Origin of the sequence: Mycobacterium sp. 1081908.1, from assembly GCF_001673535.1 — a bacterium.
GTDB lineage: Bacteria > Actinomycetota > Actinomycetes > Mycobacteriales > Mycobacteriaceae > Mycobacterium.
Genome location: NZ_LZLY01000104.1, coordinates 35,588 through 50,393 on the forward strand (window position 1 = coordinate 35,588; position 14,806 = coordinate 50,393).

16 protein-coding genes are annotated in these 14,806 nt (G+C 68.0%); 6 read left to right on the forward strand and 10 right to left on the reverse strand.

Going from position 1 to position 14,806, the window contains the following annotated elements:
- Positions 1-44 precede the first annotated feature (44 nt).
- Complete coding sequence (locus A5655_RS16870; protein ID WP_156764895.1) at positions 45-323, forward strand: hypothetical protein; 279 nt, start codon at positions 45-47, stop codon at positions 321-323.
- Here the strand turns inward: A5655_RS16870 and A5655_RS16875 are convergent.
- Positions 316-1,413: an FHA domain-containing protein gene (locus A5655_RS16875; protein WP_197508721.1), complete on the reverse strand. Its 1,098-nt coding sequence runs from the start codon at positions 1,411-1,413 to the stop codon at positions 316-318. The genes A5655_RS16870 and A5655_RS16875 overlap by 8 nt on opposite strands.
- A 347-nt stretch (positions 1,414-1,760) precedes the next feature.
- Here A5655_RS16875 and A5655_RS27240 point away from each other — a divergent pair, with 347 nt between their 5' ends.
- Entirely contained in the window at positions 1,761-2,069 is a 309-nt protein-coding gene (locus A5655_RS27240) for a WhiB family transcriptional regulator (RefSeq protein WP_082978702.1), read from the forward strand.
- 208 nt (positions 2,070-2,277) lie between these two features.
- Positions 2,278-2,664, forward strand: a complete 387-nt coding sequence (locus A5655_RS16880) for a DUF4333 domain-containing protein (RefSeq protein ID WP_067011811.1) — start codon at positions 2,278-2,280, stop codon at positions 2,662-2,664.
- A 14-nt stretch (positions 2,665-2,678) separates the two neighbouring features.
- Here A5655_RS16880 and A5655_RS16885 read toward each other — a convergent pair whose 3' ends face one another.
- The 6 genes from A5655_RS16885 to A5655_RS16910 all read right to left on the reverse strand — a co-directional run bounded on the left by A5655_RS16885 (position 2,679) and on the right by A5655_RS16910 (position 8,504).
- Positions 2,679-3,422, reverse strand: a complete 744-nt coding sequence (locus A5655_RS16885) for a sensor domain-containing protein (protein WP_082978704.1) — start codon at positions 3,420-3,422, stop codon at positions 2,679-2,681.
- Positions 3,423-3,603: 181 nt separating this feature from the next.
- Positions 3,604-4,851, reverse strand: coding sequence for a hypothetical protein (locus A5655_RS16890; protein ID WP_231999183.1), 1,248 nt, complete (start codon positions 4,849-4,851; stop codon positions 3,604-3,606).
- A gap of 23 nt (positions 4,852-4,874) precedes the next feature.
- Positions 4,875-5,627 carry an esterase gene (locus A5655_RS16895; protein ID WP_197508722.1) on the reverse strand — a complete coding sequence of 251 codons (753 nt, stop codon included), beginning with the start codon at positions 5,625-5,627 and terminating at the stop codon, positions 4,875-4,877.
- A gap of 51 nt (positions 5,628-5,678) precedes the next feature.
- The gene (locus A5655_RS16900; RefSeq protein WP_067011815.1) at positions 5,679-6,341 is read right to left on the reverse strand and encodes a hypothetical protein; all 663 of its coding nucleotides are present in this window, start codon (positions 6,339-6,341) and stop codon (positions 5,679-5,681) included.
- Positions 6,338-7,243, reverse strand: coding sequence for a hypothetical protein (locus A5655_RS16905; RefSeq protein ID WP_197508723.1), 906 nt, complete (start codon positions 7,241-7,243; stop codon positions 6,338-6,340). Before A5655_RS16905 ends, A5655_RS16900 begins: the two co-directional genes overlap by 4 nt.
- 76 nt (positions 7,244-7,319) lie before the next feature.
- Positions 7,320-8,504, reverse strand: coding sequence for a hypothetical protein (locus tag A5655_RS16910; RefSeq protein WP_067011819.1), 1,185 nt, complete (start codon positions 8,502-8,504; stop codon positions 7,320-7,322).
- Positions 8,505-8,699: 195 nt separating this feature from the next.
- Here A5655_RS16910 and A5655_RS16915 point away from each other — a divergent pair, with 195 nt between their 5' ends.
- Complete coding sequence (locus A5655_RS16915) at positions 8,700-10,106, forward strand: serine/threonine-protein kinase (RefSeq protein ID WP_067011821.1); 1,407 nt, start codon at positions 8,700-8,702, stop codon at positions 10,104-10,106.
- A gap of 17 nt (positions 10,107-10,123) precedes the next feature.
- Complete coding sequence (locus A5655_RS16920) at positions 10,124-11,257, forward strand: BTAD domain-containing putative transcriptional regulator (protein WP_067012001.1); 1,134 nt, start codon at positions 10,124-10,126, stop codon at positions 11,255-11,257.
- Between the two features lie 6 nt (positions 11,258-11,263).
- Here A5655_RS16920 and A5655_RS16925 read toward each other — a convergent pair whose 3' ends face one another.
- Together A5655_RS16925 and A5655_RS16930 are read right to left on the reverse strand one after the other, a co-directional pair.
- On the reverse strand, positions 11,264-12,181 hold the full coding sequence (locus A5655_RS16925; protein WP_067011823.1) for a DMT family transporter: 918 nt from the start codon (positions 12,179-12,181) through the stop codon (positions 11,264-11,266).
- Between the two features lie 138 nt (positions 12,182-12,319).
- Positions 12,320-13,189, reverse strand: coding sequence for an oxidoreductase (locus tag A5655_RS16930; RefSeq protein WP_067011825.1), 870 nt, complete (start codon positions 13,187-13,189; stop codon positions 12,320-12,322).
- 176 nt (positions 13,190-13,365) lie between these two features.
- On the opposite strand from A5655_RS16930, the gene A5655_RS16935 reads away from it, so the two are divergent.
- A complete protein-coding gene (locus A5655_RS16935; protein WP_231999184.1) occupies positions 13,366-14,433 on the forward strand; it encodes an acylglycerol kinase family protein in 1,068 nt (355 codons plus the stop codon).
- 16 nt (positions 14,434-14,449) lie between these two features.
- Here A5655_RS16935 and A5655_RS16940 read toward each other — a convergent pair whose 3' ends face one another.
- Positions 14,450-14,710, reverse strand: a complete 261-nt coding sequence (locus A5655_RS16940; RefSeq protein ID WP_067011827.1) for a hypothetical protein — start codon at positions 14,708-14,710, stop codon at positions 14,450-14,452.
- Between the last annotated feature and the right edge of the window lie 96 nt (positions 14,711-14,806).

The following is a 14,806-nucleotide window of genomic DNA, read 5'->3' on the forward strand; positions in this document are numbered from 1 at the left end:
CCGCACGCGCGACCAACGCCCGCTAACCCGAAACGGAGGAAATCGTGTCGCATCCTCAGCACTATTGGCACCCGGGCTATCAGCCGGTGTTCCAGGTCCGGGTGACCAAACACACCGGCCTGATGATGGCTTGGTACAGCCAGCGATACACCGTCACCGGGACGCTGCAGCAATGCGAGGCCGCCGTCCGCCAAGCTCAGCAGCACAACCTGCTCGCGGGGTGGTGGAGCTTTGGCTCGGTTCTGGTGTGGAACTGGGTGGCACTGCTGGAAAACCACAGTGCGCGAAAGGCTTTGCGCCGCCAAGCCGGTTGGCTCAGTTGATCGTCAGCTGCGCGATGAGGGTCTCGAGGGCGGTGGCGGCCTCGGGCGCTATGGCGCGCTCGGCTTCGGCGTCCTCCACGACGGCGATCGGCAGGCCGGCACCGTTGGCGGCCTCCTCGATGCTCAGTTCCGCGCGGTGGCGTGCCTCGTAGAGCCGCTGGCCCAGGGTGGCCGCCGGCGATCGCGCGGCGCGCATCATCAGGTCGTTGTAGCTGCGCCGGACGCTGCTGAGGGCCAACACGACCGACGGCGTGCCCTTGGCGTTGCGGGCGGCGCTGGCGGCCAGCTTCTCGAGCTTGCGCAGATCGGCCAGGATGGCGGTGGCTTTCGGGGTGAAGTCCGGGTCGGACGGGTCGGGTAAGTCGGCCATCGCCGCAGTGAGAGTGTGCATGGCCAGTTCGACCGTTTCGGCCATCAGCGGCGCCCGGACGGTGTCGGTGAGCACCTCGGTTGCCTCCTCAGCGGGCGCGGCGGGCGGTGCCCCGGGCGCGGCGGCTCGTGCGGGCGTCATCGAAGGCTCGAGCCGGATACGGGTGATGGTTCCCGCCGGCCAGTTCAGCGCTTTTTCCAGCTTGGACAGTGTGGCGCGGCGGGGCCAGCTGCGGCCCTTCTCGAAGGCGATCAGGGTGCCGGCGTTGATGATCTTGTCCCGGGCCAGGCTGCGCTGGGTGAGTTCCAGCTCGTTGCGGCGCGCCGCGACCGCGCGGCCGGCGCGCACGACGCCGGGATCGCTTTCGCCGTCCCACCACTGATCCTCGTCTGCCTGCGGCGCGGGGACCACGATCGTCGACTCGTCCGAAGGGACGTCAGACGGACCGCCGGGCGCCAGCAGCACCGGAATCCCGTCGGGCGCGCCCAGGCAGATGCTGACGGGCCCGGCGATCAGCACCGAGCTGCGGCGCACGCCGTCGACGAACATGCCATTGCTGCTGGTGTCGATGGCCTGCCAGCCGTCGCGGTGCGGTTCGAGCCGAACATGCCACCGCGAGATCCGCTCGTCATCCAGCCTCACCGCCGCCCCGGCGTCCCGGCCGATGACGGCCACGCCGGCGGCCGGCTGCAGAATCTGCGATCCGCGTCCGACTCGCACGGTCAGAGTCGGTGCCGAAATAGACGGATCCGGTCTCACACTCGCCTCCCGTCTACTGGTGCTTCACCTTGTCCTAGCGCATCGCTGCGAAATGCTACAGCTTTCCCGGCGCGCCCGCCACGGTGCGCGCCGCCATTGGCGGCCAAAATCAGCGCTGCGTGCTTGATCGTCACGGCGCCGCGTCACAGCTTTCGGTGGTCAGAGGCGTGTGTACAGCGCTGAACTGCGCGAATCACGGCCCACGGCGGGCCGAGGCGGGTGCAACGATTTAGTTGTTGCAATCCGCTAACGCTTCGATTACAGTCGTTGCATCAGGCGCGGTTTCGCGCTCGAGGGAAAGAGGAGTCATGACAGCGACCGCCGCTCGACGCGAACCGAGTGACAACTTCGTCCCCGCCTGCGTGCGCGACCCGGAGCGGTGGACGACGACCGACCCCGACGACGAGGCGATTGCGCTGTGCCGCGCGTGTCCTCGTCGCTGGCGATGCGCCTGGGACGCCTTCCACACGCCCGGCGCTCAGGGGCTGTGGGCCGGGGTGGTGATCCCCGAGTCGGGACGCGCGCGGAGTTTCGCCCGGCGCCGCCTGCGCTCGCTGGCCGAACTGGGCGGCTATCCGATTCGCCCCCGGCGACGCCGCAGAACAGTCAGCCAGTGAGAGGCGAGAGGCACCCATGAGCCGTCCCTACCCACCATCGAATGCGATCCACCCCGGGCAGCGCCCGGGCGTGCCCCCGATGCCTGCCGCGCCAGTGTGGCCGCGGTGGCAGCCGCACCCCGCGAACGCATCACTTCCCCCGACGTATCCGCTGCGGCCCTACGCTCACCCGCATTACCCGCTGCATCGTGAGAAGGCATGCACCCCAATGGGTTTCGCCACGTTCCCGTGGCCGTGGTACGTCGGCGGGTTCGCCGCCTTCGTCGCCGCCGCGCTGCTATTCACCGGATTGGTCGCCCCGGGCTTCTGGCTCACCAAAAAGCTCGACGTCGCCAAAGCCCAAGCGGGAGTGCAACGCATCCTGTCCGACCCGTCTGGCTACGGCGCGAAGAACGTCAGCGACGTCACCTGCAACGACGGACAAAACCCCACCATCGCGAAAGGGAACACCTTCACGTGCGAGGCGACCATCGATCGCGTCAAGCAATTGTTCGTCGTCATCTTCACCGACGATGAGGGCAACTACACGGTCGGGCGACCCCATCAAACCGACGGCCGCACAAAGCCCGCCGGTGCAAAGCTCACGAGTCGATAGTCCGCGGCAATCGGTCACACCTCAACGGCGGCGGCGATCTTGTTGACGACCTCGCCCGCTTGGTCCGCGGTGTCGAACCCACACCAGAGCGTGTCGATGACGACGTTGTTGCGCACTCCCAGCGCGCGCTCGCACGAGAAGCCACGGCCGGCGTCGAGGGTCTGCACCAGGCTCAACGTGCTGTCGGTGGCCACCAGTCCGCCGAATTTCCAGGCGACGGGGTTGTCGCCGGGTTGGGTGATGGTCAGCGGCCGGTTGGCGCAGGCGGCCCACCGCGGTTTGGCCTGACTGAAGAAGTGCTGGGCCACGTCGGCGTCGTGGAACCGCACCACCGCCTGGAGCAGGGCGTGCTTGTTGTGGTCGGCCTTCGCGTGGGCGTTGTCGAGGAACTGTCCTTCCAGCGCGACCCAGCTGCTGTCTCGGTAGACGCTGGCCTCGACCGGCGAATAGGCGTCGAGGCAATTCCGATCGGAGACCACGTCGTCGCTGTGCGACATCTCCGAGATCGGTCGGCGCAGCGCCATGCTGGTCGTCTGCCCGACGGCGTTGACGTCGCGGGCGCTCAACAGCAGGTTCGCCAAGCGCGCGTTGAGGATTGGCGCCGGTTGCCAGTGGCCCAGGTTCGGCGCCGCCACGGGTCGCCCGGTGGCGGACACGGTGCAGCCGGTCAACATCAAGCACAGGCCCACCACGGCGAGAACGATGCGGTGGGTGCGCGCTGCACGGACCTCCGGCGCCTTCACTGATGTTGCAGTCATCTGCTGCTCTCCTGCCCGGTTGACTCCCCGCACAACACCGCAACTGCGATTTAAATTCACAGTGTCGTCTCGTGTGGCGCCGTTTGCGCTCAACTATGAAGTTATGAACAGCAAAAGCTGGTGTGAAATGCCGGTTATGAGCTATCTATGCGTTTTCGCATGAACTCAGTGTGTCGCGTGCCTACTTCCGGCCCGGATAGACGATCGCCTGGGCGACGCTGCCGCCGTTGATGGTCGGTCCCAGCAACGCGGTGAACGTGTTGGCCGCGGGGTCGTAGGTCAGCAGCGAAGTGCCGGGACCGCAGCCCGCCTTGGCCACGAGGACCAGCTTGTCGCCGCTCACGCCGTTGACGACCACACTGTCGGACAGGCCTGGCACCTTCACCCGCGTGGCGTGCCCGTCGGGAGTCAGGCGGGACAGAAAAACGGTGCCGCATCCGCCGATCGACTGCATGAACGTGCCGCTCGGCAACTGCCACGCGTCCGTGTCGCCGAGGTCGCCATCGAATCCGGGATCGCGGCCCGCTCCCGAGTTGACCGCGGTGAGCGCGGTCGGCGTCGTGCCGTCGACGGGCACTTGCCATAGCTGGCCGGTGTGGGAAAAACGGCCGGTGTCCGTGCAGTTGGCGAGGACCACGGTCGAGGTCCACCATCGAACCGGTGAGCAGACGGTGAGTTTCCCGGGCACCGGCAACTGCTTGCCGGGCGTCCCGTCGCCGCCCATGAGGGCAAGGCCGTCGACCGTCCCAAGGACTAGCCGCGTGCCGTCGGGAGCCGGCAGAGCGCCGCCCTTGTACTCCGGGCCCACCGGATAGGTCAGCTCCTCCTTGCCGGAGAGGTCGACCCGCTGCAGGGTGGGCTGAGCCGGGTAGTGTCCCCGGCTGATCAGCATGGCAGTGCCGTCGGGGCGCGCGAAGCCGATGGGGCCGCCATCGGCGATCGGGAATGTGGTCTGGTTGCCGTTGCGAAGGTCGACGGCGACGGCCGATGCGTCGTACAAGGACCCGGGTTTGGTCCTGTACATAAGGGCGTGGGTCCGGTCCCCCGACCAGTCGAGCAACCGGGCGGTGGACCCGGGCTGGAACGTGGTGATCGGGTAGCGCCCGCCGGCCGGGTCCACCAGGAACAAGGTCGTGGTGACCTTGTTTGCGTCGGGCTCGTTCGGGTCACGTTTCTCTCCGGGCCGATGGCTGATGGCCAGGCTCCACAAGGCGAGCATCCAACCCGGACCGACTTGCGACCATGGGATGGTCTCGATCGCGGCCTCGACACCGTGGGCCGCGGGCTGTGTTTCCACCCCCGGGGCGCCCGACGGGCCATGTGCCGCGGGCGTTCCGGTCGACGGCGCGCAGCCGGAGGCCAGCACCGCCGCCAGCGCCACGACGCCGATGCGGGCGCGCCATGCCTTGGCAACGTCCTTGTGCTTCATGTTGATTCGCTACCTTTCTGAGATCAGGCCAGCATTGATGCGAGTTCGATGCGGGGGATCGCGACTTTGTGGGGCCCGCCGTTGTCGTGCACCACTTGGTCTTGGCCGAAGAAGAAGATCACCGCGTCGTCGGTTATCCCGAAGTTCTGGTACGTCGTCTCGTCGAGATCGGCAGCGGGCGCGTCTAATTCGGCCCGGACGATCGGGTTGAGCAGCTCGAGCGGTTTCGCCCCCGGCTTGAACAACGTGTCGAACGTGATCGGGACGCGCTTGGCGAGGTCGAAGTTGAAGGCCCGGAACGTGGTGTTCGGGTGACCCTCGTGGGCGAAGCCGGTGTCGTTGTCGATCTTGAGCACCAGACTTTGGGTGCGGGCGTCCGGTTTTCCCGAACGATAGGTCTTGGCGGTGACGGCGTAGAGATACGGCCGATTGCGCCCACCGCGCGGTCCGATGGTGGCGACCCAGTCGATGAACTCGTCGCGATCCCGCTTGAGGAATGCGGCCACCGCCGGCATCTCCGGGTAGTCGACCGGAAAGCTCATCTCGATCGTGTAGGTGGGGGTGGCACTACGCACGCGGCAGATGTGGTCGCCGCCGACGGTTCCGTCGAGCCCGGCGCACGCCGATTGCCCCTGCGCCGCATCGGATGTGGTGACCGTTACGCCGCGTGACGTCGAGGTCGCGGGCGACCCGGCGGTGGTCGTGGAGCATCCCGCCGTTGACAGCGCTGCCGTGACGAGCCCAATCGTCAGGGCCAGGGTGACCGATTTCTTCATGCGTATCAGCCTGCGGGGCATGCCTTGCGCGATTCTTGCGTGAGCCTTGCGTCAGTAGGGCGCGTGGACGCCGTCGCGCGTCATGGTCAGGTCACCGCAGCTGATGCCGTCCGCAGTGCTCCATGCCGGGTCGTGAACCGATGTCGCGGTCACGGTGTCGGAGCGGCCGATCGTCGCCGTCGCGCCGGCGAGATCGATCTCGGTGCGACGCACGGTCAAAAGCGGTGTGTCGTGCTCGTCGCGAAGCTGGAGCAATCCGACCAGGCGGCGGCCTTCGCCGAGGTCGCTGCAGCCGATGCCGTCGCCGTTGCCCCTCCGATGCCCGCGGTCGAATCGGAATTCCGTGCCCTGCTGATCGACAACCGGGGTGATGGTGCAGCCGGACACCGCGTACAGGATTGCCTCCCTGTTGGTGTCAACGATGATCTGGTGATTGCCGTCCTGTTGGGCGTCGATCAACAGCGCGGAGCGTTGAAGGGGGCTGGCGCTCAGTATCTTTGCCTCGCCGTAGCCCTGGGCGGTGGTGATGCCGACGACCGTGTCCGTGATCCACAGCGTGGCCGGCTGGCCGTAGACATCGCTGACGTCCTTGCTCGCCGCGCCGGGCGGCGGCCCGCCCGGTCCACACCCCGCGTCGGCGATTGCGGGCGGTGCGATGACGACACCGAACGATGCCATCACACTGGCGAGGAGAAGCGACAGCTTCGGCTTCATTTCTGGTCTCCTGGATTTAGTTTGACCACGTTGTGATTGCCGACGTCGGTGACGTAGACATTGCCCGCGGCGTCCACCGCAACCATTACGGGCTGATTGAGGCCACTGAACGGCAGCACGATCGGCCTGTCGGCCCCCGCCGCCAACTTCAGCACCTGCTTGCGGGCGGCGTCGACTACATACAAACTTCTGGCGGAGTCCACCGCCATGCCTCCGACGCTGCCAATGTCGAACGGCAGCACGGTTTGGGTGTCCGTTCCCGCCGCTAGCTTCAGCACTTGTTTGAAGTCGCCCGCGTACACATTTCCGGCGGCATCCACCGCCATTCCGCCGACGCCGAGGATGTGTGTGAACGGCAACACCGTCGGAGCGTGTGAGCCCGCTTCGGCCTTCACCACGTGGACCGGCCTGCAGCATCCGCCGTCGGGGTACACCCCGCCTCCGTCGCTGCCGTACACACCACCGGCGGAATCCACTGCCAGCAGTTCGCTGCGCAAGCCGAGATCGGGCAGCGGCAGCACGGTCTGGGTGCCCGACCCGGCCGCCAGCTTCACCAACTGCTCGTGGTCCGCGTCGATGACCCACACGCCGCCCGCCGAGTCCGCCGCCAGGCCGGCGTGAACGAACTCCGGCAACACCGTTTGGGTGTTCGACCCCGCCGGCAGCTTGATCACGCGGGTGGTCACGGAGGGCAGTCCCGCTTCACCCTTCGAGTGACGAAGGTCGGTGACATACACATTGCCCTCGGTGTCCACCGCCAGATCGTGCGGACTTTCGAGGCCGGTGAACGGCAGCACGGTTTGTCGGGGCGCCGGCGCCGGCGTTGGGGCCGTTGCGCGCGGCGACTGAGGTGTTCCGCTGCATCCGCTGATGCCGAAGGCGGCAACCGCGAGCAGGACCAAAGACGCGATTTTGCGCCGCATCAGCCGGCCGCCAACTTCACGGCGTGTGGTTTTGATCATTTCGCTCTCGGTTTCACTACCGCTGGCCCGGGTAGGGCACCGCGCTGATGACGCCGCCGCCGTTGACCGGCGGCCCGAGCAACACCGTAGAGGTGCCGGCCGCGGGGTTGAAGTCGATCAGCGCCTGACCGCCCCCGCACCCGGCCCTGGCTTTGAGCTCGAGGTGGCCGTCGTTGACGCCGAGCACGGCGACGCTGTCGCTTTTCGCCTCGGGCACAGAGACCTTCGATGTCGTGCCGTCGTCATTGACCTTGGCGAGGAAGATGACGCCGCACGCGCCCGCGGCCTGGACGTACCTGCCGGCGGGGACCTGCCACGCGTCCAAGTCGCCGTAGTCTGGCCCCTTCTGGCCGTTGTTCGGCGCGGTGAGCGCGGTCGGTTTCCCACCGTCGATGGGCACCAGCCAGAGCTGGGACCCGGCGGAGCCAGTGCAGCGCGTGACGGCGATCGTCGAGTCGGCGTCCCAAAACCGCGTCGGTGCGCAGTCCCGCTCCCCGGCGATCGGCAGCGCTTTGCCAACCGCACCGTCGTTGCCCATGAGAGCCAGGCCGGAGGCGGTGCCCAGCACCAGCTGGGTGCCGTCCGGTGTGGACAGATATCCGTCGAAGTCCTTGTCCACCGGGTAGGTCAGCTGATGGTTGCCGGCCAGGTCGACTCGTTCGAGCGAGCCGGGCTTCGATTCCTTCCACTTGTACAGCAGCACCGCCTTGCCGTCGGGACGCGTGTAGCGCGGGTTCACGCCGGTGCGGTCGACGGTGAACGTGGTCTTCGCCCCGCTGCGCAGGTCGACTTCGGTGAGGACGGTCCGGTCCTTCTCCTCGGTGGAGAACAGGGCGCGCGTCCCGTCGCCCGACCAGTCGACCAGCTTCGGGCTTTGAGCCTTGCCCGGTGGCGGGAAGGTGGTGATCGGGTAGCGGCCACCGGCGGGGTCGACCAGGTACAGCGTCGTCGTCGCCGTCTCCCAGGTCGGTGCCCCGGGCGGCGGCGTCTCGCCGGGGCGCAGGCCGGGGGCCGGACTCCACATGGCGAGCATCCAACCGGGACCGACCTGCGACCAGGGGACGGCCCCGAGCGGGGCCTCGACGCCGTGGGCCGCCATTGGCTGTGCGTTGTCGGGTTCGGCGTGTGCCGCAGGCGCGAGGGCGATCGTCGCAGCGGCGATTGCCATCAGCGCGGACGTCGCGCGGGACGTGGTGGTCATATCTGGCTCCTGAGAAACGCGTCCGGGTCTTTGCTGCCCGGTCACGTAGAGGCTGCGGCGGACGCCTTGCGCGTTTCTTGCGCGAATCTTGCGCGGTCGACGACCCGTCCGGGACGGCTCGCGCAGCAAAGAGCTGCATCGTCCGGCCACCTCGGGAGATACTGCGTCGGTACCCGAGGAATCAAGGCGGTGGTAGTGGACGCGCGCGTCGGTACGACGTTCGGCAGGTACAACCTCACGCGCCAGCTCGGCAAGGGCGGCGGCGGGGTGGTGTACGAGGCATACGACACCGGCAAAGGGCGGACCGTCGCGCTGAAGATCCTCGCCGACGAGCTCTCGACCAACGACACGTTTCGGACCAGGTTCCAGCGCGAGTCCCAGGCGGCGGCGATGCTGCAGGAACCGCACGTCATCCCGATCCACGACTGGGGCGAGATCGACGGCAGCCTCTACATCGACATGCGCTTGGTGCAGGGGCAGACGCTGCTCGACCTGATCGCACAGGGCCCGCTGGCGCCCGCGCGGGCGGTGGCCATCATCGGTCAGGTCGCCGCCGCCCTGGACGCGGCGCACGCGGAGGGATTGATTCACCGCGACGTCAAGCCGCAGAACATCATCGTCACCCCGGCCGATTTCGTGTATCTCGTCGACTTCGGCATCGCGCAGACCAAGGGGGACCCCCGGCTGACGACCGTCGGGACGCAGATCGGCACCTTGAATTACATGGCGCCGGAACGGTTTAACGACAGGGCGACGACCCCCGCCGTCGACGTCTACTCGCTGGCGTGCGTGTTGTACGAGGCGCTGACCGGGGACGCCCCGTTCGCCGGCGACAGCCTCGAGCATCTGGTGGCGGGCCACCTCGTCCTGCCGCCCCCGCGACCGAGCGTGGTGAACAAGCGCGTTCCGGCGGCGCTCGACGAAGTCGTCGCCCGCGGCATGGCCAAGGATCCCGACGAGCGGTACGGAACGGCGGGCGCCCTCGCCCGCGCCGCGCAGCGCGCACTGGGAGGCGCGTCGGCCGACGGGGACCGCACCCGACCGTTTACGGCCGGTGCTGTTGCCTTCGGCGGCGCGACGGACGAGATCGCGACGGGGGAACTGCCGAAGCGCCATTCGGGCGAAGTCAAGCGGAGATGGCTGCTGCCGACCGTGATCGGGGTCTCGGCCGCCTTGATTCTCGCGGGCATCGGGGTGGTCATCGTGCTTGTCGCCCACTGGCCGAGCGGGCAGCCGCAGGTCTCGCCGCCGCGCGCCGCGGTGCCCCCGCTGATAACCGGTCCGGACCTGAGCAGCCTGCATCAGTCCTGCGATCAAGGCTTCTCCGTGCCGACCGCCACGGGCTTCGGCACCCATGCCGGACGCGGGACCCCGGAAACGTCATGCCTTTTCGCCAACAGCGTGCTGACGACGTACTGGGCGGAATACGGCAACGCCAGCCCGCTGCCTCGGGCCGTCTCGGCGCCGGGCGCCGTTGACTGCAAGACCGTGCCCGGCGCGCTATGCAACGGCTCGAACTTCCTCATGCATTGTCAGCAGCACCCGGGCGACAGCTGGATTACCTGCGTTGGCGGTAGCAGCGCCCGCGTGTACCTGTGGTGACGGCGAAGGGATCTGCGATGGCCGACGAACCGCTCCGGTTCGGGGTGTTGGGACCGCTGCAGATGCGCGCCAACGGCACCGACGTTGCGTTGGGTGCGGCGAAACAGCGGGCGGTGCTGGCCACGCTGTTGATCAATCGAAATCGCACCGTTCCGATCGACTCGCTGATCGACGCGGCGTGGGAGCAGCACCCGCCGCCCGAGGCGCGGGCGAGCCTGCACGCGCACGTGTCTCGGCTGCGCCGGCTGGTGGGTAGCGCCGGCGTGGATGCCGCCGCCGTTCTGGTCAGCGCCCAGCCCGGGTATCGGCTCAACGTGTCCGATGAGGCATGCGACGTCGGGCGCTTTGCCCTCGAACAAAAGGCGGGAGTCGAGGCGGCCGCCGCCGGCCGGTTCGAACAGGCCAGCCGCCACCTGTCGGCCGCCCTGGCCGAGTGGCGCGGCCCGGTGCTGGAGGACTTGCGCGACTTCGAATTCGTGGAGGCCTACGCCGCCGGACTGGCGGAGGACAAGCTGGTGGCCCTGACCGCGCGCGCGGAAGCCGAGATCGCTTGCGGGCGAGTCCATTCCGTCATCGGCGAGCTCGAAGCGCTGGTTGCCGAGCACCCCTACCGAGAACCGTTGTGGGCACAGTTGATAACGGCCTACTACCTCAACGAGCGGCAGTACGACGCGCTCGACGCGTACGGCCGGCTGAAGACGACGCTCGCCGACGAGCTGGGCATCGACCCCGGGCCCACGTTGCGGGGCCTGCATCAGCGGATCCTTCGCCAGGAGCCGCTCGACGTCAAACAGGTGGCCCGGGCAACGGCGAAACGTGTTGTCGCGACTCTCCGCAGGCCCACCGAGGCCTCAAGCGAGTCCGCGGTGGCGTACCTGCGCGACGCCGCCGGCGGTCGTTATCCGCTGCGGGGAGCGACCGCCAGGATCGGCCGCCTCTCCGACAACGACATCGTCATCGACGACGACACCGTAAGCCGCTACCACGCCGTGATCGTCGATACCGGGAACAGCTTCGTCATCACCGATCTGCAGTCTGCCAACGGCGTCGACGTGGCGGATCGACGGATCCGCACCAGCGCGACCCTCGCCGACGGCGACCGAATCTCCATCTGCGGCCACGAATTCACCTTCGAAATGCCTTCAAGCTGAACAGCTTCAGGCCTGGGAGGCCGCCTTCGGCCGGTCGGTGACCTTCACGTCGCGCCCGGCGCCGGCCGCCATGGTCGCGGCCTCACCGCGGGCCAGGCCGATGGTCGCAACGATCACCACCACGGCGGCCACCACCAGCAGGAACCATTCGGTGCCGCCGGCGCGCAAGGTCTCGCCGAGCACGGTGACTCCGAGCACCCCGGCCACGACCGGCTTCGCGACGATGATCGTGGGCAGGGAGGCGGTCAGCGCTCCGGCGCGATAGGCCGACTGATGAATGATCATTCCGGCGACGCCGGCGAACAGAAACGCATAGAACTCGGGGGTACGCCACAGATCTCCGGCGTGGTGTTCGATCACGTCGACGACGCCCTTCATTAGCACCGAGAACACCGCCAGCAACGAACCCGCCACCGCCGCCAAAAGCAGTGCGGCGGCCGGACGATCCGACCAGATCCGGGCGCCCAGCAGGAACAGCAGCAACGGCGGGCCCATCACGATGGCCACCACCAGCCAGGCTCCCAGCGCGCCGCGCTCATGGCCGCCCGCCGGCTGCCCGACCGCGATCATGACCGCCAGCGCCGCGGCCAGCAAGACCGCCCACAGCCACTCGCCACGGCTCACCCGATGACGCGTCACCCGCGCGTAGATCGGCAGCGCGAACAGCAGCGCCGTCACCTGGAGCGACATCACCAGCAACACCGACCCCTCGTCGAGGGCCCAGGCCAGCAGGAGGTAACTCGAGATGTCACCCAAACCGCCCATCCACCAACGCTTGTCGCGCAACAACATGCCGAACAGCGTCAGATGACCGACCTGCTTGTCGGTGACCTCCTGCGCGGAGCGCTGCCGGATCACATTGCCGACCGCGGATGCCAATGCGGCGCACAGGGCGAGCAGCACCGCCAGGTCCCTATCCGACATGGCACGACCTCCTCGCCCAAACCTGCTCGCTGTTAGCTGGCTCGCCTCAGCGGACTCGCACCGAAAGCGGCTGACTGACTACTCACCAATCTAACCTCGACCCGGGGGAGCGGCGCGTCGAAGGCCGCGCGCTCCGCTTCAGAGCGGGAACTTCGTGCCGGTGAGCTGTTCGGACAGTTCCCAGAGCGCGGCGGCCGTGGTTGCGCGCCTGGCCGGCCAGTTTCGCCAGGTCGGCTGGCTGCGGCCATAGAGGCCGAACCGTGGGCCGATGAACGTGTCGCCCGCGAGGTCCTGCGATGCGGCGTACAACGTTTGCCGGGCGCCGAAGTCGGCGTCGGTGGACACGATGCGGTCGACGGCCAGCACCGCCGCGTCGCCGAATCTGCGACCGGAATTGCCCTGCAGGTTGGTATGCGACCAGCCGGGGTGAGCGGCCAGCGCGCGCAGCGGAGAACCGACCGCATCCAGGCGCCGCTGCAGCTCGCTGGTGAACAGCAGGTTGGCCAGCTTCGACTGGCCGTAGGCCAGCCAGGCCGAATACGGCCGGGACTGCCAGTTCAGGTCTTTGCGGCTGATGTAGCCGATGTGATGCAGCAGCGAGGACACCGTCACCACGCGATCGGTCAGCCTGGGCAGCAGCAGGTTGGTCAGCGCGAAATGACCGAGGTGATTGGTGCCGATCTGGCCCTCGAACCCGTCGACGGTGACCGCGCGCTTGGTGGCCATGATGCCGGCGTTGTTGACGAGCACGTCGACCCTGTCGATGTCGTCGGCGAAGCGTCGCACTGAGGACAGGTCCTGCAGGTCGAGCCGGCGCACCTCGACCTGGCCGGTCATTCGCGCGGCCGCGGCGTCACCCTTGTCGGTGTTGCGCACCGCCAGGATGACGCGGGCACCGGCCCGCGCCAACTCCCGCGCGGTCACCTCGCCCAGCCCGCCGCTGGCACCGGTGACGATGGCGGTGCGTCCCGCGAACGACGGCAGGTCCGCTGCTGTCCAACCTGGCATGGCAGCCACCCTAGCGGCGAAACGGCAAGGGCCCTTCCGGGCAATGGTTTTGGCGACTGCGCCTCGGCGACCGTTTTCGCGTCAGCTGGCGCACTTCGGCGTCGCGGGTATCGTGCGGTCATGGACCGCGGAATCCCACGTACGCGCCGGGTACGGCGTGGGTCGGGGGTCCCCGCATGTATCTAGGGGTCATCGTCAATCCGCTCGCGCGCAAGAATCGCGCGGCGAAGCACGATGTCGCGGCCGACATGCGCCGCATCGTCGGTCCGTGGGGCGAGGTGCACGAAACCACCTCGGTATCGCAGCTGCGCGACACGGTCGGGCGGCTATACCCGCGGGTCAGCCACCTGATCAGCGACGGCGGCGACGGATCGCTGAACTGGTTGATCAACGAAACCCGGCACTGCGCCGACGATCCGGACCGCTGGCCGGCGTTCGTGCCCAGCAATGGCGGCAGCGTCAACGCCGTCGCTCGCAAGGCGCGGGTGCGGGGGAGACCCGAAGCGGTTCTGCGCGCGCTGGTCGCCGCGGCCGAGGCGAATCAGCCTCCGCCCGAGACGTTTCTGGACACCTTGGCGCTCGACGGCGAAACTGCGGACGGCGCGAAGTTTTATCGGCTCTGCTTTGGCCTGGCCGCCGGAGGCGTCGGCAACCGGTTCTACGACAAGTACTACGACAACCACACCCATGGCCGGGCGGACGTCGTTCGCGTTATGGCCCGCTCGTTCGGCGACTATCTGAGCAACAAGGTGGTCCCCGGGCACTCGAACAAGTCCAACTACGCGACCCGCCTGTTCGCTCCGACCCACGCGCGCGTGGTGATCGACGGCGTCGAGGTCCCGACGCGGACACACACGTTGCTGCACGCCGGCGCGATCGACCTGCACATCGGCGCCGGTTTCCGGCTGTTCCCGAAGGCGTCCGAACCTGGCGCGCTGCACTTCCAAGCTGGAAACCTGAGGCCCTCGAGGATCATTGCGCACCTGCCCGCGGCGCTCCGCAACGGAACGCTTCCCGGTGATCTGGTCCGCGACGTCAATGGCGAAGAGATGATCATCGAGGCCGAGGATGAGCCGCTGTCGCCGATCATCGATGGCGAGCGTTTCGACGGCATCGTCCGGCTCGTGGCCCGCGCCGGCCCGCGCATTCGCATCGCACAGGTCGGTCGTCAACTACCACTCGACGCTCGCCCGCTCCGTGAGGCGATGTCGCGCGGCATCGATCCGCAGCGTTCGGATTCCTGACGACGCGCCTGCGGCGCTAGCGCCGGGCCTGGATGGTGCGCGTGATCTGCGAGGCGAGTTTGGGGTCGCTGAGCAGTTGGTCGACGAGCGTGGCGAGAACCTCTTGCCCGGTGACGCGAGCGACACCGAGGCGGTCGGCGGCTTCGCGCTGCCAGATATCGAGGGCGCGGTGCTGGGCGGGCGTGAGGTCGACGGTTCGTCGTGTTCGGGGATTCCGCGTTCGACCGACCGCGAAGCGATCGGTCGGCGCCGCTGCCATGCGGTCCGGAGTACTCATCAGGGGTGACTTTCTCGTCGTAACCAGGACGCGGTGGATCAGTAAGTCAGTTTCAGTATATCCGTACATGTTGAGGCCTGCCGGTGTCGACGTGCT

Coding starts and splice junctions, on each gene's coding strand:
- A5655_RS27240 (WP_082978702.1), top strand. CDS start 1,761: ATGACAGCGACCGCCGCTCGACGCGAACCGAGTGACAACTTCGTCCCC.
- A5655_RS16880 (WP_067011811.1), top strand. CDS start 2,278: ATGGGTTTCGCCACGTTCCCGTGGCCGTGGTACGTCGGCGGGTTCGCC.
- A5655_RS16885 (WP_082978704.1), bottom strand. CDS start 3,422: ATGACTGCAACATCAGTGAAGGCGCCGGAGGTCCGTGCAGCGCGCACC.
- A5655_RS16890 (WP_231999183.1), bottom strand. CDS start 4,851: ATGAAGCACAAGGACGTTGCCAAGGCATGGCGCGCCCGCATCGGCGTC.
- A5655_RS16895 (WP_197508722.1), bottom strand. CDS start 5,627: ATGAAGAAATCGGTCACCCTGGCCCTGACGATTGGGCTCGTCACGGCA.
- A5655_RS16900 (WP_067011815.1), bottom strand. CDS start 6,341: ATGAAGCCGAAGCTGTCGCTTCTCCTCGCCAGTGTGATGGCATCGTTC.
- A5655_RS16910 (WP_067011819.1), bottom strand. CDS start 8,504: ATGACCACCACGTCCCGCGCGACGTCCGCGCTGATGGCAATCGCCGCT.
- A5655_RS16920 (WP_067012001.1), top strand. CDS start 10,124: ATGGCCGACGAACCGCTCCGGTTCGGGGTGTTGGGACCGCTGCAGATG.
- A5655_RS16925 (WP_067011823.1), bottom strand. CDS start 12,181: ATGTCGGATAGGGACCTGGCGGTGCTGCTCGCCCTGTGCGCCGCATTG.
- A5655_RS16930 (WP_067011825.1), bottom strand. CDS start 13,189: ATGCCAGGTTGGACAGCAGCGGACCTGCCGTCGTTCGCGGGACGCACC.
- A5655_RS16935 (WP_231999184.1), top strand. CDS start 13,366: ATGTATCTAGGGGTCATCGTCAATCCGCTCGCGCGCAAGAATCGCGCG.
- A5655_RS16940 (WP_067011827.1), bottom strand. CDS start 14,710: ATGAGTACTCCGGACCGCATGGCAGCGGCGCCGACCGATCGCTTCGCG.